We start from the raw sequence: 20,353 nt of genomic DNA on the forward strand, positions 1-20,353 counted from the left end.
CACTTCGGAGGCGACCACGGCGAAGCCCTTGCCGGCGTCACCGGCCCGGGCGGCTTCGACGCCGGCGTTCAGGGCCAGGAGGTTGGTCTGGAAGGCGATCTCGTCGATGACGCCGATGATCTGGCCGATCTGGCTGGACGAGGCTTCGATCTGGCTCATGGCGGCGATGGCCTTGCGCACCACCTCGCCCGAGGCTTCGGCGTCGTTCTTGGCCGAGGCGGTGGCCTCGCGGCCATGGCTGGCGCCTTCCGAGGTCTTGTTGACCGTGGCGGTGATCTCGTCGAGGGCCGCGGCGGTCTCTTCCAGGGTCGCGGCCTGGTGCTCGGTGCGGCGCGACAGGTCGTCGGCCGAATGGCTGATCTCGCCGGCGCCCGACTGGATGGAGGCGGTGGCCGAGGCGATGGCCCGCATGGCCTCTTCCAGCTTGGCCACGGCGGCGTTGAAGTCGTCGCGGAGCTTGCGGTAGTCGCCCGGGAACTCGCGTTCCAGGCGGAAGGTCAGGTCGCCGGAGGCCAGGGCGTCGAGGGCGCTGGCCAGGGAGTTGACCACCAGGGCCTGTTCCTCGGCGATGGCGGCCGCGGCGTCGGCGTTCTGGCGGCGGGCGGCGTCGGCGGCGGCCTCGGCGGCCTCCTGTTCCTTACGCAGCTGCTCCAGGTGAAGCTGGTTGTCGCGGAACACCTTCAGCGAGGTGACGATGGCGCCCAGCTCGTCCTTCCGGCTCATGCCGTCCAGGTCGATGTTGTTGTCGCCGCGGGCCAGGGAGGCGGTGGCGCCGGCGATCTTGTTGACGTCCCGGCGCAGGGTCAGGGTCAGCAGCAGGGCCAGGGCGCCGGCGATCACCAGGGTGCCCAGGGCGCCGACCACGGTCAGGGCCTGGGCGGTCGCGGCCCGCTTGGCGCTGGCGGCGGCGTTCTTGTCGGTCTCGGCCTGACCTGCCTGCACGATCTTGTGCAGGTTGCTGCTCATCTTGGCGTATTCTTCTTCGAACGGCGCGGCGAAGCCGGCGGCGGTGCCGAAGTCGACGGTGATCATCGCGGCGATCACGTCGAGGGCGTCGCGGGTGTTCTTCAGATCCTTCAGCAGGGCGTCATAGGCCTGCTTCTGATCGGCCGGCGCCGAGGCCCGCGCGGTCTGAACCTCCTTGGTGATCGAGTCGATCTCGGTCAGCAGAGCCTGGCTCTGTTCCGGGATCTTCTCGACCTCGATCGAGGCGCCCTGGTGGGTCAGCAGGAAGTAGAGCTGCCCGTGAACGGCGGTGATCCGTTCCGAGACCTTCTGCATTCGAAGGCTGTTGGGCATGTCGACCTGGACGACCTGCTTCAGCTCGGCCGATTGGCCGCGTTGCAGGACGATGGCGCCGGTGGCCATGAGGGCCAGCATCACCAGGGCGAAGGCGGGCGCGAAGCCGATCTTTATGATCAGCGGCGTATCCACGAGCCGGAAGCGGTTCACAACAATATCCCCCGCGAGAGAAGTACGGTTAGCGTCCCGGTCACCATGCCGCAGGCTTTGCTAACCAAATGTCACCGCAGCGGGTGAGGACGAAAGTTTCGGTCAGCCGGGGGTTGTGCTGCGTCAATTCGTCGCGATACCACCTCTGAGGCGGAATCTGCGCTGCAGCGCACACGCAAATGTTGCGGCGACTCAGATTCCCTTAACCTGAATGGGCGACCGTCCCCTCGCGCTCAAATCTAGAAAGGAGTGGGGCGGTGAACAATATCCTCAAAATCGCGGGCGGTTTCGCCCTGGCTCTGGCTTGCGTCTCTCAGGCGTCCGCCGGGTCATTTGAAGACAGCATGGGCAAGTGCCTGACCAAGAACGCCAACACCCGCGACGCGGCTGTGGTGATGCTTGAATGCACGGCCGATGCGGGCAAGCTGACGGGCTGCAAGGTCCTCGACAACAGCCAGCCGAACAAGGGCTTCGACAAGGCGGCCCTGTGCGTCGCAGAAGCGCTGCCGATGGGTGCGAAGACCGGCGTCGTGAAGGTGCCGATGCGCTTCCCCGGCGGCGGCTGAGCCGAAGCCACCAGGAACCAACGGTTCTTATAGCTTCACGCCCCTCGGCTCCGGCCGGGGGGCGTTTTGCGTTTCAGGACGAGGCCTTGAGCCGCTCCAGCAGGGCCATCGCCCCCAGGGGCGCGCGGGTCTTACCCTCGCGGATGAAGTAGGCGAACACGTCGCGCGGCCGGGCATCGGCCGGCTTGGGCGAGACGGCGGACAGGTCGTCCGGCGCGCCGCCCGCGGCAAAGGTCCTGAACCGGCCGGCCCAGGCGTCCAGGTCCTGCGGCGTGTAGCAGGCGGGATTGTCCTCCGACCCCGCCATCAGCCGCGCATAGACAAAGTCGGCGGTGACGTCGGGAATGAAGGGCGCGCCCTCGTTTTCGGAAAGGCTGATCGCCACCCCGCGGGCCCGGCACATCTCGATGAAGGCCGGATCGAAGAAGCTCATGTGCCGGACCTCGACACAGTGGCGCAGGCGAAGGCCCTCATAGGTCTGGGGCAACAGGTCGAGGAAGGCCTCGAAGTCGGCGGGGTCGAAGGCCTTGGTGGCCATGAACTGCCACAGGATCGGCCCCAGCCGGTCGCCCAGCTCGACGATCCCCTGGCCCAGGAACTTGGCGATGGAGTCCCCGGCCCCCGCCAGCACCTTGCGGTTCGTGCAGAACCGCGAGGCCTTCAGCGAGAAGACGAAGCCGTCGGGGGCGGTGGCCGCCCACTTGGCGAAGGTCTCCGGCTTCTGGCTGGAATAGTAGGTGCCGTTGATCTCGATCGAGGTCACGTGGCGGGTGGCGTAGGCCAGCTCATCGGCCTGGCGCAGGCCCTCCGGATAGAAGGTCCCGCGCCAGGGCTCGAAGGTGAAGCCGCCCATGCCCGACCGGATGACGCCGGCTTCAGTCATGGCGGGCGCCTACTTGCGCTGGCCGGCGGACTTGTCCCGCTCGGCCTTGAACTCGGAGCCCGCCTTCCATTCCGGCCAGGTGGTCGAATTGGCCAGCTGTTGGCCGAAGTCGAACAGCAGGGCGGCGTCCTGGGCCGCGCCCGTCAGGTTCCAGTCCGGCGAGTACTCGTCCGCCGGCTGGTGATAGCGGTCGGTGACAAAGGCCTTGGCCAGGGCTTCGCCTCGGGCCTTGCCGCCGTCCACCAGGTCCTGGCCGGCGCCGAAGGAGATGGCCGGCACGCCACGCTTGGCGAAGGGGAAGTGGTCCGAGCGGAAGAAGCTGCCCGCGCCCGGACGCGGGTCGGGGCTGTAGGACTTGCCGCGGGCCGCGGCCAAGGCGATCAGGTCGTCCTGCAGGGTCAGGGGCGCATCGCCGGAGGTGGTGAAGTCCTTGGCCGGACCATAGGCCGAGACGCCGTCCATATTAATGTCGCCCACCGTGGTCGCCAGCGGATAGAGCGGGTTAGCGGCGTAGTATTCCGAGCCCAGCAGGCCCTTTTCCTCGGCGGTCACCGACAGGAACACCACCGAGCGGGCGGTGCGCGGGGCCTGCGCGAACTGGCGGGCGATCTCGATCAGCATCGAGGAGCCCGAGGCGTTGTCGAGGGCGCCGTTATAGATCTTGTCGCCCTTGGCGTCCGGCAGGCCGACGCCCAGGTGGTCCCAGTGGGCGGTGTAGATGACGGTCTCGTTCGGACGGGTGGTCCCGGGCAGCAGTCCGACGATGTTCTTGGACACGATCTTCTCGGCCTTGACCGCATAGTCGGCCGAGAAGGTGACGCCGCTCAGGGTCACCGGCTTGAAGTCGCGGGTCTGGGCCTGCTTCTTCAGGGCCTCGAAGTCCAGGCCGGCGGCCTTGAACATCTCCACCGTGACGTCGCGCTGCACCCAAGCCTCCACCGGCGCGTGGCTCTTGGCGGGATCGGCGCGGATGATGTCGAAGACGGTGTTGGTGTTGGAGTTCTTCACCGTCGCCCAGCCGTAGGACGCCGGGGCGGTTTCGTGGATGACGATGAAGCCCACGGCGCCCTGGCGGGCGGCTTCTTCGTACTTGTAGGTCCAGCGGCCGTAATAGGTCATGGCCTTGCCGCCGAAGTCGCCTTCGCCGGTCTCGAAGTCGGGGTCATTGACCAGCACCAGGGCGATCTTGCCCTTCAGGTCGACGCCCTTGAAGTCGTCCCAGTTCCGCTCCGGCGCCTTGACGCCATAGCCCACGAACACCACCGGCGCGTCCTTGACGGTGACCCGGTTGGCGCCGGTCTGGGCGGCGCGGATGGCGATCTGTTCGCCCTGGGTCCAGGCCTGGGCCTGGCCCTTGACCTTCACGCCGACGGCGACGGGCCCTTCGATGTCGAACTTGGCCAGGGGCACATCCTGGGTCCAGGCGCGTTTGCCGTCCTTGCCGAGGTCGCCGCCCGGCTGCAGGCCCACCGCCTTGAACTGCTCGGTCATGTACTGGACCGTCTTCTTCTCGCCTTCGGTCGCCGGGCCGCGGCCTTCAAAGGCGTCGGAGGACAGGACCTTGATGTGGTCGGCCAGCAGGGCGGGGTCGATGGCGGCGGCCTGGGCGCCTTGGGCGAAAACAGCCCAGCTCAGGGCGGTGGCCAGCAGAAAACGTTTCATGATCACACTCGAACAGGGGAGGGGGATTGCGCCGAACCCTAGTCATTCGGCGCGGCCTCGGCTAGGGACGTGGCGCGGCGGTTACGTTACGGCTGCGAGCACGGTTTGTATCCGCCCTGCAATCCTGGCGTCGTCTACCCATGTGAAGGCGACGCGAGCTTGACCTCAGATTTCAGCGTTTCATTGCCGGTGTGCTCGGCCCTGATTCGCTGGTCCGACGACGAACAGAAGAGATGATGCGACCCGCAGTCCTTACCGCAGCCGGCCTGGCTTGCCTTGCGCTCGGCGCCTGCGCTTCCGCGCGCAAGCCGGACGTGCGCCTGCCCGCGGCCTATGAAGCCCCCGTTGCGGCCCAGGCGGCGGACGCCGCGGTGCTGGACGCCTGGTGGACCCAGTTCGGCGACCCCGAGCTGACCGGCCTGATCGAGCAGGCGCTGAAGACCGCGCCCGACGCCCGGGCCGCCGCGGCCCGGCTGGCCGAGGCGCGCGCCACCGCCACCACCGGCCTCTTGGCCTTCCTGCCCCAGGGCGATGGCGCGGCCTCCCACAAGGAGACCCACACCACCCAGACCTACGGCACGCCGGTCAGCATCCCCGGCTTCTCGTCCAGCGGCAAATCCACCTCCGAAAGCGCCAGCCTCAACGTCAGCTGGGAAGTGGACCTGTTCGGCCGGATCTTCGCGGTGGCCAAGGCGGCCAAGGGCGACACCACGGCGGCCCGCTTCGTCTATGAAGGCGCGCGCTCCAGCCTCGCCGCCAATGTCGCCGACACCTATTTCCAGGCCCGCGGCCTGGCGATCCAGCTGGCCGACGCCCGCGAGACCCTGCGGATCCAGCAGGGCCTGCAGCAGGTGGCCGAGGTGAAGGCCAAGCGCGGTCTCGGCTCCGGCGCCGACGCCGACCGGGTGGCCGGCGACCTCGCCCAGGCCCAGGCCCAGGTTGCGAGCCTTGAAGCCGAATTGAGGGCCACGCGGCGGACCCTGCTGGTGCTGGTCGGGCGGGGGATCGAGCCCCTAGCCAACCTGCCGGTGGACGCCACCGTTGGGGCGGTCCCCGAGGTTCCGGCCACGGTGCCTGGCGCCCTGCTCGCCCGCCGGCCTGACGTTCGCGAGGCCGAGGCCCGCGTCCGCTCCGCCGCCGGCCGCACCACCTACGCCCAGCTGGCCTTCTTCCCGACCTTCACCCTGACGCCCGGCGTCGGCCTGTCGAACAGCGAGCAGCCGGGCTACCGCTCGACCACCCGCAACTGGTCGATCGGCGCCTCGGTGACCCAGCCGGTGCTGTCGATCCCGCGCCTGCTGGCCGAGCTGAAGGCCCAGAACGCCCGCACCGAACAGGCGGTCATCGCCTATGAGAAGGCGGTGCAGACCGCCTATGGCGAGGCCGACACCGCCCTGGTCCGGCTCGAGGCCGACCGCCGCGGGGTGGCGGACCTGACCGAGGGCGAACGCCGGGCCGGCCGGGCCTATGAGGCCGCCCGCGTCCGCTACGCCGCCGGCATCGATGATCTGACGACCGCGCTCAGCGCCGAACAGGCCTGGCGCTCGGTCCGCTCCCAACTGACCAGCGCCCAGGTCCAGGCCCTGCGGCGCACGGTTCAATCCTACAAGGCGCTGGGCGGCGGCTGGCCGTCCTCCGCCGACCGCTCCGTGAAAGAGGCGCGCTAGACGTGACGAACTCCAACACCCCGCTTTTCAAGTCCGCCTCGCGGATCGCCATGATCTCCGTCAGCGTCGCCCTGGCGGCGGCGCCCCTGGCCGCCTGCGGCCGTAAGGCGGCTGTCACCGAGACCGAGGCCCAGCGCGCCCGCGCCGTGCGGGTCGTCAAGGTCGAGGCCCGCGCCATCACCGGCGCCCTGTCGGCCACCGGCGTCCTGCAGCCCCGCGAGGAGGCCGCGGTCCTGCCCGAAGTGACCGGCTATCGCGTCGCCAAGGTGCTGGTGGATGAGGGGCAGTATGTCCGCGCCGGCCAGACCCTGGTGCAGCTGGATGGGGCCCTGATCTCCGCCCAGGTCGACCAGCAGCGGGCGCTCGCCGCCCAGGCCGCGGTCCAGGCCGAGCAGGCCGAGGCCCAGGCCAGCCGGGTGAGCGGCCTCGACGGCCAGGGCGTCCTGTCCCAGGAGGCGCTGGAACAGCGCCGCTTCCAGGCCCGCGCCGCCCGCGCCACCGCCAACGCCCAGGCCGCCGCGCTGAAGGACGCCCAGACCCGGGCCGGCAAGCTGAACGTCTCGGCCCCGGTCTCCGGCCTGGTGCTGGAACGCAATGTCCGCCCCGGCGATCTGTCGGCCGGCGGCTCCGCCTGGTACCGGATCGCCCAGGGCGGCGAGATCGAGCTGCGCGCCGAGCTGTCTGAAGAAGACATCGCCCGGGTCCGTCCGGGCCAACGGGTCACCGTGGTCCTGCCCACCGGCTCCAGCGCCCAGGGGACCGTGCGGCTCGTCTCGCCCCAGGTGAACAGCCAGACCAAGCTCGGCGTGGTTCGGGTGCGCCTGCCGGTGCGCAGCGACATCCGGGCCGGCGGCTTCGGCCGCGCCCTGTTCGAGGACGCCGCCGGCCAGAGCCTGGCCGTGCCCGAGACCGCGATCCGCTACGACGCCGATGGCGCCAGCGTGATGGTCGTGGGCTCGGACAACCGGGTGAAGCGCGTGGTGGTGAAGACCGGCGCCCGCGGCGGCGGGCTCGTCGCCCTGACCCAGGGCCCAGCGCCCGGCGCCGTGGTCATCCAGAATGCCGCGGCCTTCCTGCTCGACGGCGACCTGGTGCGCCCCGTGTTCGGTGACGCCGGCAAGCCCGCGAGTGTGAAGTAATGAGCGGCTCGGATCCTTACGCCGGCGAGGGGGAGGGCGGCCTGCGCATCTCCGCCTGGGCGATCAAGAACCCGGTTCCCGTGGCGGTGCTGTTCATCGCCATGGTCCTGGCCGGCATGGTCGCCTACACCGGCCTGCCCATCAAACAGTTCCCCAACGTGCAGTTCCCGATGGTGTCGGTCACCGTCACCCAGAACGGCGCGGCCCCGGCGGAAATGGAGACCCAGGTCACGCGTCCGGTCGAGGACGCGCTGGCGGGCATCTCTGACGTCAAGAACATCTATTCCACGGTCAGCCAGGGCGTCTCGACGACCAATATCGAGTTTGAGCTCGGCCAGGACCTGCAGAAGAAGACCGACGACGTCCGCTCCAAGATCGACCAGACCCGCGCGGTCCTGCCGCGCGAGATCGACGAGCCGACCGTCACCCGCGTGGAGCTCGATAGCTCGCCGATCCTGACCTATTCGGTCGAGGCGCCGGCGATGTCGGACACCGAACTCTCCTGGTTCATCGACGACACCGTCTCCCGCGCCCTGCAGTCGGCCAAGGGGGTCTCGCAGATCTCCCGCGTCGGCGGCGTTAACCGCGAGATCAATGTCATCATCGACCCTGACAAGCTGGCGGCCCGTGGGCTTACGGCGGCGGCGGTCAACACCGCCCTGCGCAGCTTTGACCAGGACGCCGCCGGCGGCCGGACCTCGGTCGGTGGTCGCGAGCAGACCGTGCGGGTTCTTGGCGCCGCCAACACCCTGGACGCCCTGCGCGACCTGACCATCCCCACCGGCGGCGGCCGCTATGTGAAGCTGACCGAGGTGGCCGAGGTCGGCGACGGCTCGTCCGAGGTGCGCGGCTTTGCGCGCTTCAACAACCGCCCGGTGGTCGGCTTCCAGGTCATGAAGACCCGCGACTCCAGCGACGTCCGCGTGGACGACGAGGTGGTCAAGGCCCTGGACACCCTGGCCAAGGCCCATCCGGGCGTGACCTTCACCCGCATCTTCTCCTCGGTGGACGAGACCCGCGCCTCCTTTGAGGCGACCCAGCACGTGCTGCTCGAAGGCATGATCCTGGCCGCGCTCGTGGTGTTCATCTTCCTGCGCGACTGGCGCTCGACCATGATCACCGCAGCGGCCATGCCGATCTCGCTGATCCCCACCTTCTTTGTGATGAACATGTTCGGGTTCAGCCTGAACGTGGTCACCCTGCTGGCCCTCACCCTGGTCATCGGCATCCTGGTCGATGACGCCATCGTCGAGATCGAAAACATCGAGAAGCGCGTCGCCCAGGGCATGCGCCCGTGGGAGGCCTCGATGATCGGCGCCGACGCCATCGGCCTGGCGGTGGTGGCCACCACCATGGCCATCGTGGTGGTGTTCGCTCCGGTGTCGTTCATGACCGGCATGGCCGGCCAGTTCTTCCGCGAATTCGGCCTGACCGTCTGCGTGGCGGTGCTGTTCTCGCTGGTGGTGGCGCGCCTGCTCACCCCGCTGATGGCGGCCTATCTGCTCAAGCCGGCCAAGACAGCCCACGAGCGCAAGCCCTTCGAAGGCTTTTACCGCAACGCCCTTGAATGGGCGCTGGACCACCGGATCATCGCCTGCATCGCCGGCGGCGTGCTGTTCGTGGCCTCGCTGCTCATGGTCCCCCTGCTGCCCCAGGGCTTCCAGCCGGCCGGCGACCCTGACTACATCTATGTGAACCTCCAGGGTCCGCCCGGCGCCACGGCCAAGGACATGGAGGACGTGGCCGCCCGCGTCTCCAACATCTTCCAGGGTCGCGAAGGCGTCCGCGGCGTCTTCACCCAGGTCGGCTCCACCGCCGCGACCGGCGGCCCCGGCTTTGGCGGCGGGGGCGGCGGCAGCGACCTGCGCGACGGCACCGTGATCGTGCTGCTCAACACCAAGCGCAGCATCACGGGCGATGAGCTGAAGAACGCGACCCGCCAGGCCCTGCGCGAAGTGCCCGACGCCCGCGTCTCCTTCCTGGACTTCCAGGGCGGCGCCGGCATCCAGCAGGTGCTGACCAGCGATGACCCGGCCGCTCTGCAGCGTGCGGCGCTGGAGCTGGAAAAGCAGATGCGCACCGTGCGGCTGATCGCCGATCCCAAGCCGTCCGTCCCGCCCACCGGCCCTGAGCTGGTGATCCGGCCCCGGGCCGATGAGGCCGCCCGCCTGGGCGTCTCGGTGGACACCATCGCCCAGATCGCCCGCGTCGCGACGGTCGGCGACATCGACGCCAACGTCGCCAAGCTGACCTCGGGCGAACGGCGGATCCCGATCCGCATCCGCATGCCCGCCGACGCCCGCGCCGACCTGGAGCGGATCAAGTCCCTGCGCGTGCCCACCGCCTCGGGCGGCATGACCACCCTGGACGCCGTCGCCGATGTCAGCTTCCAGGCCGGTCCCGCCCGGATCGAGCGCCTGAACCGCAAGCGCCAGCTGACCGTCCAGGCCGAGCTGAACGGCACCGTCCAGGGTCCCGCCTATGCGGAGATCCAGAAGCTGCCGATCATGCAGCAGATCAAGGACAAGAAGATCCCGGGCGTCGCGCCGGCCGAGACCGGCCAGCTGGAAGCCATGGTGGAGCTGTTCAGCTCCTTCGGCCTGGCCCTGATTTCGGGCGTGCTGATGATCTATGGCGTGCTGGTGCTGCTGTTCCGCAGCTTCTTCAAGCCGGCGGTGATCCTGACGGCCCTGCCCCTGTCCTTCGGCGGCGCCTTTGTGGGCCTCTTGGCCTTCAACCTGTCGCTCAGCGTGCCGTCCCTGATCGGCTTCCTGATGCTGATGGGCCTGGCCGCCAAGAACTCGATCCTGCTGGTCGAGTACGCCATCGAGCGGGAACGCGAAGGGGTGGAGCAACGCCAGGCGCTGCTGGAGGCCTGCCGCGAGCGGGCGCGTCCCATCGTCATGACCACGGTGGCTATGGCCGCCGGCATGCTGCCGACCGCGCTCGCCCTGGAAAAGGGCGCCGAGTTCCGCCAGCCCATGGCCGTGGCGGTGATCGGCGGCCTGATCACCTCGACCCTGCTGTCCCTGGTCCTGGTGCCGGTGGTCTACGAGTTCGTCGACGACTTCGAGACCTGGCTGCGGCCCAAGCTCGCCAAGCTGATCACCCCGCGCGAGGCCCCGGCCGAGGACCGCGAGGGCCAGGAGTCCACCGTCCGCTGAGCCTGCGGCTGTTCAGGGCCGCAACCTTGAGGTTAAGGTCCAGCGGAACGGGATCCCAGGAGCGGGCATGGCGAAGGTTTCGATCGGCACGGCGCTGGGCGCGGGGTTCCGCCTGTTCCGGGCGCGGCCCGGCCTGATCCCCGCCTGGGGCCTGGCCTGGCTGGTCCTGGGCATCCTGCCCCAGGTCCTGGGCTATCTGGTCCTGTGGCCGGACCTGCTGGCCGCCTACACGCCGGTGATGCGCGACCTTGCCGCCGGGCTGGATCCGGATCCCGAGGGGCCGGCCCTGGTGGCCCTGCAGCAGCGCATGCTGCCCTGGCAACTGCTTCAGTTCCCGCTGGCCCTGGCCGGGCAGAGCATCTTTTTCGCCGCCGTCTGCCGGGCGGTGCTGACGCCCTCCGACCGGCGGTTCGCCTATCTGCGGTTCGGCCGGCCTGAGCTCCAGCTCGTTCTGGTCCAGCTGGCGATCATCGGGATCATCATCCTGACCGTGGTCGCGGCCCTGATCCTGGGAACCTTCATCGTGCTGGGGATCACCCTGGCGGCCGGCGGCCAGGGGGGCGATGTCCGCGGCCTGGCGACCTTCGGGGTCGCCTTGGTGGGCATGATCCTGTTCGGCTGGGCGGCCCTGCGCCTGTCCATGGCCATGCCGATGACCGTCACCGAGGGGCGCTTCCGACTGCTGGAGTCCTGGAGCCTGACCCGCGGCCATGGCTGGAAGCTGTTCGGCCTGGCCGTGGCCCTGGTCGCGCTCCTGCTGCTGATCGAGGTCGCTGTGGTGATCGTCGCGGTGATCCTGGCCGTGGTCGGCGGCGTCGCCGGCAGCCTGGCCGGGATCGGCGCGCATCTCCAGGCCCTGGCGGCCCAGCCGCCGGAAGCCTGGGCGGCCCAGCTCGCCCCCTGGGCCGTCCTGGGCCTGATCCTTTACGGCATGCTGGCGGCGGTGCTGCAGACCCTGATGGCGGCCCCGTTCATCGACGTCTATCGCCAGCTCACCGCCGGCGACGAGGCTCAGGCCTCGCCGGCCAGCACCTGGGCATAGAAGGCCGGGTCCACATTGGCCCCGGACAGGACGATCGCCACCGTGCTTCCGGGGCGCGCCAGCGGAACCTTGCCGGCCAACAGGGCCGCCAGGCAGACCGAGCCACCGGGCTCCACCACCAGCTTCAGGGTCGTGTAGGCGTAGCGCATGGCCTCGGCCACCTCGGCGTCGGTGACGTCGGCCATGCCGCTCACCGTCTTTCGCAGGATCGGGAAGACGATCTTGCCGGGCGCCGGGCTCTCCAGGGCGTCGCAATAGGACCGGCCGGTCGGCTTGATCTCCAGCCGTTCGCCATTGGCCAGGGACTGGGCGGTGTCGTCGAAACCTGTAGGCTCGACCCCCACCACATCGGTGCTCGGCGACAGATGGCGCACGGCCAGCGAGGTTCCCGCCAGCAGGCCGCCGCCGCTGACCGGGGCCATGAACAGGTCGAGGTTCGCACCCAGGGCCTTGGCCTGGCGCACCAGCTCGATCCCCGCGGTGCCCTGTCCGGCGATGATGTGCGGATCATCGAAGGCCGGGACCACCACGGCCGCGCGCTCGGCGGCGACCTTGGCGGCGATGGCCTCGCGGTCCTCGGTCAGGCGGTCATAGAGCAGGACGTCGGCGCCATAGCCCCGCGTCGCGGCGACCTTCACCGCCGGGGCGTCAGACGGCATGACGATCAGGGCCGGCATGCCCAGCAGCTTGGCCGCCAGGGCGACCCCCTGGGCGTGGTTGCCAGACGAGAAGGCGACAACCCCGCGCCGCTTCTCCTCACCCTCAAGCTGGACCAGCCGGTTATAGGCGCCGCGGAACTTGAAGGCCCCGGCCCGCTGCAGGGTCTCAGCCTTGATCAGCACGCGACAGCCCAGCCGGTCGTTCAGCGCCGGGCTCTCGATCAGCGGCGTCTCGGCCGCGTGGCCGGCCAGCCTGGCCGCGGCCGCCTCGATGTCGGCGAAGCTGACGCTCATTTGGCGAAGACCATGGCGTCGTCGGCGAAGGCCTTGAACTCCAGGGCGTTGCCGCAAGGGTCCAGGAAGAACAGGGTCGCCTGCTCCCCGGGCTGACCCTTGAAGCGGATCTGCGGCTCGATGATGAACTTCGTGCCCGCCGCCTTCAGCTTCTCAGCAAGGGCCTCCCAGGCCGGCAGGGTCAGGATGGCCCCGAAATGGCGGACCGGCACCTGCTCGCCGTCGACGGCGCTGGTGTGCCGATGGCCGACCTCGTCCGGCGCCAGGTGGGCGACGATCTGGTGGCCGTAGAAGTCGAAATCCACCCAGTCTGCACTGGATCGGCCCTCAGGGCAGCCGAGCAGCTCGCCATAGAAGGCGCGGGCCTCCGCAAGATCGCGGACGGGAAAGGCGAGGTGGAAGCGGGGCATGGTCATGGCTTCCCTCATAACGCGGGGGCTTGACGGCGCAAGCGCCTCGGGGTCTACACCCGACGACCGGACCTGAGGCGCCCCAGAGGCGCTCGCCCGGTCACCCAAAATCGAGCAAGTCCACTCGTCGAGTCCTGTCGAAGGGCGATGTGGATCCGCGCGGCAGGCGGCGGACTCGTATCTCATGGCCAATGTGACGGTGATCGGCGCCCAGTGGGGTGACGAAGGCAAGGGCAAGCTGGTGGACTGGCTGTCCAACCGGGCCGATGTGGTGGTGCGCTTTCAGGGCGGCCACAACGCGGGCCACACCCTGGTGGTGGGCGATCAGGTCTACAAGCTCAGCCTGCTGCCGTCGGGCGTGGTTCAGGGCAAGCTGTCGGTGATCGGCAACGGGGTCGTGGTCGATCCCTGGCACCTGATCGAGGAGATCGCCAAGCTGGCCGGCCAGGGCGTGACCATCACGCCGGACCTGCTGGTCCTGGCCGACAACGCCACCCTGATCCTTCCCCTGCACGCCGACCTGGACAAGGCGCGCGAGGCCGCCACCACCGCCAAGATCGGCACCACCGGCCGCGGCATCGGCCCGGCCTATGAGGACAAGGTCGGTCGCCGCGCCATCCGGGTCGGCGACCTCGCCGACCGCGAGGCCCTGAAGGTCAAGATCGACCGCCTGCTCGCCCACCACGCGCCCCTGCGCAAGGGCCTGGGCCTGCCGGACTATGACGCCGACGGCCTGCTCGCCCTGCTGGAAGAGATCGCGCCCAAGGTGCTGCCCTTCGCCCGCCCCGCCTGGCGGCTGCTGGACGAGGTGGTGAAGTCGGGCAAGCGGGTGCTGTTCGAAGGCGCCCAGGGCGCCCTGCTGGACGTCGACCACGGCACCTACCCTTATGTGACCTCGTCCAACACCGTGGCCGGCCAGGCTGCGGCCGGCTCAGGCCTGGGTCCGCGCGGTCCCGGCTATGTGCTGGGCATCGTCAAGGCCTACACCACCCGCGTGGGCGAAGGCCCGTTCCCCACCGAACTGTTCGACGAGATTGGCCAGCACCTGGGCACGGTCGGCCGCGAGTTCGGGGTGGTCACCGGCCGCCCGCGCCGCTGCGGCTGGTTCGACGCCGCCCTGGTGCGCCAGTCGGTGGCCCTGAACGGCATTGAAGGCATCGCCCTGACCAAGTTGGACGTCCTGGACGGCCTGCCCAAGCTGAAGATCTGCGTGGGCTATCGGCTGGGCGACCAGACCTTTGACTACCTGCCCGCCGGCCTGAAGGCCCAGGCGGCGCTGGAGCCGATCTATGAGGAAATGGACGGCTGGAGCGAAAGCACCGCCGGCGCCACTTCCTGGAAGGACCTCCCCGCCAATGCGGTGAAGTATGTCCGCCGGGTGGAGGAGCTGATCGGCGCGCCGGCGGCGATGGTCTCCACCAGTCCGCAGCGGGACGACACCATCATGGTGCGCGATCCCTTCCAGGACTGAGGAATTACTGCGGCGAAAAGTCGCACTTAAAGCGGTTCTTTACGCTCTCGGCTCATGGTGCGCCCGAAGACTTCCGAGTCCAGGTGCATTTCCGTGTTTACTGACGAAGCCAAGCTGATCGCCAAGATGGCGCCGCGGCTCCGCAAGGCGCTGATCGTTGATCCGACGCCGGCGAGCGCCCGGCTGCTCGGCGACCTGTTGCGCAATATCAGCCAGGGTCAGGTGTTCACCGCCCAGACCAACAAGCGTGGCCTGGAGATCGCCAGCCAGATCGACCCGCAGATCATGTTCGTCGAGCTGTCGGGGGCCGGCGTCGATGGCGTCGACTTCGCCCGTAAGGTGCGTCGCGGCGACATGATGTGCCGCCAGGCGCCGATTATCGTCGTGACCTCCACCGCCACGGCCCAGTCGATCCTGGCCGCCCGCGACGCCGGCGTGCACGAGTTCCTGCGTAAGCCCTACACCAACAAGGAGCTGGTTCGCCGGCTCGAGGCGGTGATCCTGCGGCCGCGGGACTGGATCGAGGCGGTGCAGTACATCGGCCCCGACCGCCGCCGCTTCAATTCCGAGGACTATACCGGCCCGCTGAAGCGCAAGTCCGACGTGCGCGAGTCCAGCGATTCCCAACGGGTCCTGCAGGCGATCCGGATCATCAAGTCGGCCCTGCCGGCCCTGTCCAGCGACTCCGCCCAGGCGCTTCGCGCCCTGCGCGCCCAGGCCGCCGACCTGCAGAAGGTCGGGGTGGGCATGAGCGACGTGGCCCTGGTCACCGAGGCCGCCGAGCTGCAGCGCATCCTGCGTGACGCCGCCGAGACCGGGGTGCTTGACCCCCCGGCCATCGCCAAGGCGTCCCTGCCCCTGCTGGCGCGCCTGCCCAAGGACGACGGCGCCGCCCGTGGCCGCGACCAAGTGGTGATGCTCTAGCTCTTGGTTCTGGCGCGTGATGGCCGCCGAAACCGGCCGCCACTTTTGGCTATCACGCCCAGGAAAAAGCCCTCCCGGCGGACGCTGGAAGGGCTCTGTCGTTCAGATGATCTCAGCGATCAGGCGTCGACGAGGTTCTTGGCCTCGGCGGCCGCCTTCATGGACTTCTGCAGCTTCTCGAAGGCGCGAACCTCGATCTGGCGCACCCGCTCGCGGCTGACGCCGTACTGCGAGGCCAGGTCTTCCAGGGTCGTGGGCTCGTCCTTCAGCCGGCGCTCGGTCAGGATGTGACGCTCGCGGTCCGACAGCTCGGTCATCGCCGTCTCAAGCAGGCTCATGCGGATCGAGCGTTCCTCAGAGTCGGCCAGAACGGCTTCCTGGCTCGGCGTGTTCTCGTCGGCCAGCCAGTCCTGCCATTCGCTTTCGCCGTCGGCGCGCAGGGGCGCGTTCAGCGAGGCGTCCGGACCGGACAGCCGCCGGTTCATCGAGATGACTTCCTCGTCCAGAACGCCCAGCTTGGTGGCGATCTGCGAGACCTGTTCGGGACGCAGGTCGCCTTCCTCGAAGGCGCTGATCTGGCTCTTGGCCTTGCGCAGGTTGAAGAACAGCTTCTTCTGGGCCGCGGTCGTGCCCATCTTCACCAGGCTCCAGGAGCGCAGGATGTATTCCTGGATCGAGGCGCGGATCCACCACATGGCGTAGGTCGCCAGGCGGAAGCCCTTGTCCGGCTCAAACTTCTTCACCGCCTGCATCAGGCCGACATTGCCCTCGGAGATCACTTCCCCGATCGGCAGGCCGTAGCCGCGATAGCCCATGGCGATCTTGGCCACGAGGCGCAGGTGGCTGGTCACGAGGCGGTGGGCCGCCTCGGGGTCTTCGTGCTCGCGCCAACGCTTGGCCAGCATGAACTCTTCGTCCTTGGCCAGCATCGGGAACTTGCGGATTTCGGTCAGGTACCGGCTCAGGCCGCCATCAGGCGACATCACCGACAGCGCGGTCGTTCCAGCCATGTGTATATCCCCTTCCCTCGAACGGACTTCGGGTCGGCGCGCGACAAGCCGCGCGGAGCCGTTCGCCCCCTCCAGACCTTAGATAGGTATCGATCCTGGGGAGCGTAAGAGGGCCAAGCTTGGGAGGACGGCCCGAAAGTCCGAGTGCTCTACTCAGGTATTTGTAGTCCCGGAAATGGGCCGCAACAAGGCGGTCGCCGCCCAGTCTTTCTCACAGGCCTGACAGCAGGCCTTCCAGGCTGGCCATGTCTTCGGGCAGGGGGGACTCGAACCTCAGGGTCTCGCCGGTGACCGGGTGAACGAAGCCCAGGACCTGGGCGTGCAGGGCCTGGCGCTTCAGCCCGGACCTGGCCAGCGCGTCCTTCACAGCGTTCGTCGGCGCCCCCGCCCCATAGATGGGATCGCCCAGGCAGGGGGCGCCCTTGGAGGCCAGGTGCACGCGGATCTGATGGGTGCGGCCGGTCTCCAGTCGACAGGCGATGCGGGCCGCCACCGGCTTGTCCTGGGCGCCGAAGGTCTTCTCGACGGCGTAGTGGGTGATCGCCTCGCGGCCGCCCGTGCGCAGCACGGCCATCTTCTTGCGGTCATGGGGCGAGCGGCCGATGCGGGTCTCGATGGTCCCGCGCTCGGGCCGGGGCGCGCCGCGGGTCAGGGCCACATAGACGCGGTCCAGGTCGTGGGCGGCGAACAGGGCCGACAGGCCCTTGTGGGCGGCGTCGGTCTTGGCGACCACCAGCACGCCGGAGGTGTCCTTGTCGATGCGGTGGACGATACCCGGGCGGGCCACCCCGCCGACGCCTGACAGGCTGTCGCCGCAATGGTGCAGCAGGGCGTTGACCAGGGTGCCGCGCTCGCTGCCGGGGGCCGGATGCACCGCCATGCCGGCCGGCTTGTCGACCACGATCAGGTGGGCGTCTTCGTAGAGCACCGTGAGCGGAATGGCCTCCGGTTCCGGCGTGGCCGGCTCGGGCGGCGGGATGAGGATTTCGTAGTCGCCGGCCCTGGCCTTAGCCGAGGCGTCGGTCAGCGCCGCGCCGTCCAGGCGGATGCGGCCCGCCGCCAGCAGGGCCTGGATGCGGCCGCGCGACAGGTCCGGAACCGCTTCGGCCAGGGTCTTGTCCAGCCGCCCGCCCGCCTGATCCGGCGCCAGGCTCAGGCGCAGCACCTCGCCCGCCGGCGCCTCGTCCTCGTCGTCAGGCATCTGGTCGGGGGTGGACAGGGGCGTGGCCTCTTGCGGACATGGAACTATCATGCTCCCGCCGTATGGGAGCGTCAGGTGTATGGCACGCCTGGGCGGCGCGCGCGAACAGGAGTCCCCGATGCAGATTGATCGTCGCCGGGCCTTGGCCCTGCTGGGCCTGGGCGCCGCCACCCCCGCCCTTGGCCAATCGGCCGCCTATGCCGGCGCCGTGCGCTTCGACCACGGCGTCGCCTCGGGCGATCCGCTGCAGGACCGGGTGATCCTGTGGACCCGCATCACCCCGGCCGAGGCGACGACAGGCGAGATCGCCTATCGCTGGTGGCTGACCCCGGTCGTCCGGAACTGGCGCACCCGCAAGCTGGCCAAGTCCGGCCAGGGGACGACCAGCGCCGCCCGCGACTTCACGGTCAAGGTCGACGTCACCGGCCTGAAGCCCGGCGTCGACTATGACTTCTGGTTCGAGGCCAACGGGGTCAGCTCACGGCCGGGTCGCACGCGGACCCTACCCCAGGGCAAGGTCAATGACGTGGTCATGGCCGTGGCCAGCTGCAGCCTCTATCCCAACGGCTACTTCCACGCCTACGGCGCCATCGCCGCCCAGCCGCGCGTCGACGTGGTCCTGCATCTGGGCGACTACATCTACGAATACGGCGGGCCGGGCTCCTACGGCATGGACTCGAAGGTGGCCTATTTCCGGCCGCACGATCCGCCGCACGAGTGCGAGAGCCTGGAGGACTACCGGCGCCGTCACGCCCAGTACAAGACTGACCCCATGCTGCAGGCGGCCCACGCCAAGGCGCCCTGGATCGTGGTCTGGGACGACCACGAAACCGCCAATGACAGCTTCAAGGACGGCGCCCAGAATCACACCCCCATCGACGAAGGTCCGTGGAACGAGCGCAAGGCCCGCGCCATCAAGGCCTATTTCGAGTGGATGCCGATCCGCGAGCCGGCGGACGGCGGCTTCGCCATCAACCGGACCTTCCACTTCGGCGACCTCGTCAGCCTGTTCATGTTGGAGACCCGGCTGACCGCCCGCGACAAGCAGCTGGTCTATGACCGCGACTTGAACGGCATGGACGGCAAGCCGGACCTGAAGGCCTTCAAGGCCAAGCTCTACGATCCCTATCGGCGGATGATGGGCGAGGATCAGCTGGCCTGGCTGGCCGGCGAGCTGGACGCCTCGGTGAAGTCCGGCCGCACCTGGCAGGTGCTGGGCAATGAGGTGGTCATGGCCAAGGTTAATGTGGCCAGCTTCAAGAAGGAGATGGCCCCCGCCGACTACGCCAAGGCGACCAAGGGCCTTTCGGCGGCCGGCAAGGCCCGCCTGGACCGGCTGGAGCTGATCGCGGGCCTGGGCCTGCCCTATGGCCTGGACATGTGGGACGGCTATCCGGTGGACCGCGAGCGGCTGTACGACGCCATCAAGGCGGCCGGCGCGCGGACCATCGTCGTCTCCGGCGACAGCCACGCCTTCTGGGCCAATGAGCTCTATGACGCCGCCGGCGCCCGCGTGGCCGCCGAGTTCGGCACGACCGGGATCACCAGCCCCGGCGGCGGCGACGCCCTGACGACCCTTCCGGTGGGCGAGATCTACGCCAAGGCCAACAAGGAGGTCGTCTACAACAACCAGTCGGCCAAGGGCTTCGTGCTGCTGACCCTGACGCCGACCGAGGCCAAGGGCGAGATGATCAAGGTCTCGACCATCGTCCAGCCGACCTATGAGGTGAGCGTGGACAAGACCTTCCGCCTGACCCCCGAGCCGCGCGGCGTCTCCGGCCTGACGGAGATCTAGCGGCGGGCCAGGGCCAGCTTCAGGCCAAAGCCGATGAAGACCGCGCCGGTGGTGCGGTCCATCCAGCCGACCACCGCCGGCCGGCGCAGGGCGCGCGAGATCGGCTGGGTCGCGGCGATCAGGGCGGCGAACCAGATCGCCCCCAGCAACGCATGGATGGCGGCCAGGCCGAACATGTAGGGGCCGGCGGGGACGCCCTCGACCAGGAACTGGGGCAGGAACGAGACGTAGAACACGCCCACCTTGGGGTTCAGCAGGTTGGTGAACAGGCCCCGCCACAGCCAGCCGCCGCCCGAGACGCTGGGCGCAGTCTCGCTCTCAAAGCTGTCCCGGGGTTTGCGCAGCAGGTTGATCCCCATCCAGACCAGATAGGCCGCCCCGGCCCACTTCAGCGCCGTGAAAGCCAGGCTGGAGGCTGCAAGCAGCGCCCCCAGGCCCACGGCGGCCGCGGCCCCCCAGGCCAGGCATCCCAGCAGGATTCCGGCCCCGGCCAGGGCGGCGCGCTTTGGCCCTTCGGCGGCGGCGGTGCGCAGCACCAGGGCGGTGTCCAGGCCGGGCGTCAGGGTCAGCAGGGTCGCGGCCAGGGTGAAGGCCGACAGGGACTGGATAAGGGTCACGGCCGCTCTACCAGCTTGCCGTCCTCCACCACCCGGTAGAAGCAGGAGCGGAAGCCCACATGGCAGGCGCCGCCATCGCCCTGGGGCAGGACCTTCAGCCACAGGCAGTCCTGGTCGCAATCGATGCGCATCTCGACGATCTTCTGGATCTGGCCGGAGGTCGCGCCCTTGTGCCAGATCTCGTTGCGAGACCGGCTGAAATAGACCGCCTCGCCAAGCTCCAGGGTGCGGGCCAGCGCCTCGGCGTTCATCCAGGCGAACATCAGCACCTCGCCGGTCTCGGCATGGGTGGTCACCACCGCCATCAGGCCATTGGCGTCAAAGCGCGGGGCGAGCACCTCGCCGCGCTCCAGGGCGGTCTTGTCGGGGGCGGTGGGGAACTCAGTCATGCTCAACC

Annotated in this window: 17 protein-coding genes; 8 read left to right on the plus strand and 9 right to left on the minus strand. The window is 69.1% G+C overall.

What is annotated here, in order from left to right; translation table 11 throughout:
- The coding region (locus ACFQ27_RS11365; RefSeq protein WP_377353668.1) for a methyl-accepting chemotaxis protein at positions 1–1,452 on the minus strand (1,452 nt) is incomplete at its 3' end.
- Positions 1,453–1,709: 257 nt separating this feature from the next.
- Here ACFQ27_RS11365 and ACFQ27_RS11370 point away from each other — a divergent pair.
- On the plus strand, positions 1,710–2,018 hold the full coding sequence (locus ACFQ27_RS11370; protein ID WP_374343150.1) for an energy transducer TonB family protein: 309 nt from the start codon (positions 1,710–1,712) through the stop codon (positions 2,016–2,018).
- A gap of 73 nt (positions 2,019–2,091) precedes the next feature.
- On the opposite strand, the gene ACFQ27_RS11375 is transcribed toward ACFQ27_RS11370, so the two are convergent.
- The gene (locus ACFQ27_RS11375; RefSeq protein WP_374343148.1) at positions 2,092–2,901 is read right to left on the minus strand and encodes a DUF72 domain-containing protein; all 810 of its coding nucleotides are present in this window, start codon (positions 2,899–2,901) and stop codon (positions 2,092–2,094) included.
- A 9-nt stretch (positions 2,902–2,910) separates the two neighbouring features.
- Positions 2,911–4,563: a M28 family metallopeptidase gene (locus ACFQ27_RS11380; RefSeq protein ID WP_374343146.1), complete on the minus strand. Its 1,653-nt coding sequence runs from the start codon at positions 4,561–4,563 to the stop codon at positions 2,911–2,913.
- Positions 4,564–4,799: 236 nt separating this feature from the next.
- Here ACFQ27_RS11380 and ACFQ27_RS11385 point away from each other — a divergent pair, with 236 nt between their 5' ends.
- The 4 genes from ACFQ27_RS11385 (at position 4,800) to ACFQ27_RS11400 (ending at position 11,575) form a co-directional block, all read left to right on the plus strand.
- Entirely contained in the window at positions 4,800–6,230 is a 1,431-nt protein-coding gene (locus tag ACFQ27_RS11385) for a TolC family protein (protein WP_377353669.1), read from the plus strand.
- 2 nt (positions 6,231–6,232) lie between these two features.
- Positions 6,233–7,369, plus strand: a complete 1,137-nt coding sequence (locus tag ACFQ27_RS11390) for an efflux RND transporter periplasmic adaptor subunit (protein WP_377353670.1) — start codon at positions 6,233–6,235, stop codon at positions 7,367–7,369.
- Complete coding sequence (locus ACFQ27_RS11395) at positions 7,369–10,533, plus strand: efflux RND transporter permease subunit (RefSeq protein WP_377353671.1); 3,165 nt, start codon at positions 7,369–7,371, stop codon at positions 10,531–10,533. The genes ACFQ27_RS11390 and ACFQ27_RS11395 overlap by 1 nt, the downstream gene beginning before the upstream one ends.
- Positions 10,534–10,600: 67 nt before the next feature.
- Positions 10,601–11,575: a hypothetical protein gene (locus tag ACFQ27_RS11400; protein WP_377353672.1), complete on the plus strand. Its 975-nt coding sequence runs from the start codon at positions 10,601–10,603 to the stop codon at positions 11,573–11,575.
- Here ACFQ27_RS11400 and ACFQ27_RS11405 read toward each other — a convergent pair.
- On the minus strand, positions 11,545–12,528 hold the full coding sequence (locus ACFQ27_RS11405; RefSeq protein WP_377353673.1) for a threonine/serine dehydratase: 984 nt from the start codon (positions 12,526–12,528) through the stop codon (positions 11,545–11,547). The genes ACFQ27_RS11400 and ACFQ27_RS11405 overlap by 31 nt on opposite strands.
- Positions 12,525–12,944 carry a VOC family protein gene (locus ACFQ27_RS11410; RefSeq protein ID WP_374343134.1) on the minus strand — a complete coding sequence of 140 codons (420 nt, stop codon included), beginning with the start codon at positions 12,942–12,944 and terminating at the stop codon, positions 12,525–12,527. The genes ACFQ27_RS11405 and ACFQ27_RS11410 overlap by 4 nt, the downstream gene beginning before the upstream one ends.
- Positions 12,945–13,122: 178 nt before the next feature.
- On the opposite strand from ACFQ27_RS11410, the gene ACFQ27_RS11415 reads away from it, so the two are divergent.
- Entirely contained in the window at positions 13,123–14,409 is a 1,287-nt protein-coding gene (locus ACFQ27_RS11415; RefSeq protein ID WP_374343132.1) for an adenylosuccinate synthase, read from the plus strand.
- A 93-nt stretch (positions 14,410–14,502) separates the two neighbouring features.
- Positions 14,503–15,333, plus strand: coding sequence for a response regulator (locus ACFQ27_RS11420; RefSeq protein ID WP_377353674.1), 831 nt, complete (start codon positions 14,503–14,505; stop codon positions 15,331–15,333).
- Between the two features lie 119 nt (positions 15,334–15,452).
- Here ACFQ27_RS11420 and rpoH read toward each other — a convergent pair whose 3' ends face one another.
- Positions 15,453–16,343, minus strand: coding sequence for an RNA polymerase sigma factor RpoH (gene rpoH / locus ACFQ27_RS11425; RefSeq protein WP_374343128.1), 891 nt, complete (start codon positions 16,341–16,343; stop codon positions 15,453–15,455).
- Positions 16,344–16,554: 211 nt separating this feature from the next.
- Positions 16,555–17,595, minus strand: a complete 1,041-nt coding sequence (locus ACFQ27_RS11430; RefSeq protein WP_377353675.1) for an RluA family pseudouridine synthase — start codon at positions 17,593–17,595, stop codon at positions 16,555–16,557.
- Between the two features lie 67 nt (positions 17,596–17,662).
- Here ACFQ27_RS11430 and ACFQ27_RS11435 point away from each other — a divergent pair, with 67 nt between their 5' ends.
- The gene (locus tag ACFQ27_RS11435) at positions 17,663–19,339 is read left to right on the plus strand and encodes an alkaline phosphatase D family protein (RefSeq protein ID WP_377353676.1); all 1,677 of its coding nucleotides are present in this window, start codon (positions 17,663–17,665) and stop codon (positions 19,337–19,339) included.
- Here ACFQ27_RS11435 and ACFQ27_RS11440 read toward each other — a convergent pair.
- Positions 19,336–19,956 (minus strand): LysE family translocator, encoded by a 621-nt coding sequence (locus ACFQ27_RS11440; protein ID WP_377353677.1) that lies wholly within the window; start codon positions 19,954–19,956, stop codon positions 19,336–19,338. The genes ACFQ27_RS11435 and ACFQ27_RS11440 overlap by 4 nt on opposite strands.
- Positions 19,953–20,351, minus strand: coding sequence for a phosphoribosyl-AMP cyclohydrolase (hisI, locus tag ACFQ27_RS11445; RefSeq protein WP_374343120.1), 399 nt, complete (start codon positions 20,349–20,351; stop codon positions 19,953–19,955). Before hisI ends, ACFQ27_RS11440 begins: the two co-directional genes overlap by 4 nt.
- Positions 20,352–20,353 lie beyond the last annotated feature (2 nt).

It is taken from the genome of Phenylobacterium conjunctum (assembly GCF_042679085.1).
GTDB classification, from domain to species: Bacteria; Pseudomonadota; Alphaproteobacteria; order Caulobacterales; family Caulobacteraceae; genus Phenylobacterium; species Phenylobacterium conjunctum.

Excerpts from the sequence above, each read along its gene's own strand:
- ACFQ27_RS11375 (WP_374343148.1), bottom strand. The coding sequence starts at position 2,901 with ATGACTGAAGCCGGCGTCATCCGGTCGGGCATGGGCGGCTTCACCTTC.
- ACFQ27_RS11380 (WP_374343146.1), bottom strand. The coding sequence starts at position 4,563 with ATGAAACGTTTTCTGCTGGCCACCGCCCTGAGCTGGGCTGTTTTCGCC.
- ACFQ27_RS11385 (WP_377353669.1), top strand. The coding sequence starts at position 4,800 with ATGCGACCCGCAGTCCTTACCGCAGCCGGCCTGGCTTGCCTTGCGCTC.
- ACFQ27_RS11395 (WP_377353671.1), top strand. The coding sequence starts at position 7,369 with ATGAGCGGCTCGGATCCTTACGCCGGCGAGGGGGAGGGCGGCCTGCGC.
- ACFQ27_RS11400 (WP_377353672.1), top strand. The coding sequence starts at position 10,601 with ATGGCGAAGGTTTCGATCGGCACGGCGCTGGGCGCGGGGTTCCGCCTG.
- ACFQ27_RS11405 (WP_377353673.1), bottom strand. The coding sequence starts at position 12,528 with ATGAGCGTCAGCTTCGCCGACATCGAGGCGGCCGCGGCCAGGCTGGCC.
- ACFQ27_RS11410 (WP_374343134.1), bottom strand. The coding sequence starts at position 12,944 with ATGACCATGCCCCGCTTCCACCTCGCCTTTCCCGTCCGCGATCTTGCG.
- ACFQ27_RS11415 (WP_374343132.1), top strand. The coding sequence starts at position 13,123 with ATGGCCAATGTGACGGTGATCGGCGCCCAGTGGGGTGACGAAGGCAAG.
- rpoH (WP_374343128.1), bottom strand. The coding sequence starts at position 16,343 with ATGGCTGGAACGACCGCGCTGTCGGTGATGTCGCCTGATGGCGGCCTG.
- ACFQ27_RS11430 (WP_377353675.1), bottom strand. The coding sequence starts at position 17,595 with ATGATAGTTCCATGTCCGCAAGAGGCCACGCCCCTGTCCACCCCCGAC.
- ACFQ27_RS11435 (WP_377353676.1), top strand. The coding sequence starts at position 17,663 with ATGCAGATTGATCGTCGCCGGGCCTTGGCCCTGCTGGGCCTGGGCGCC.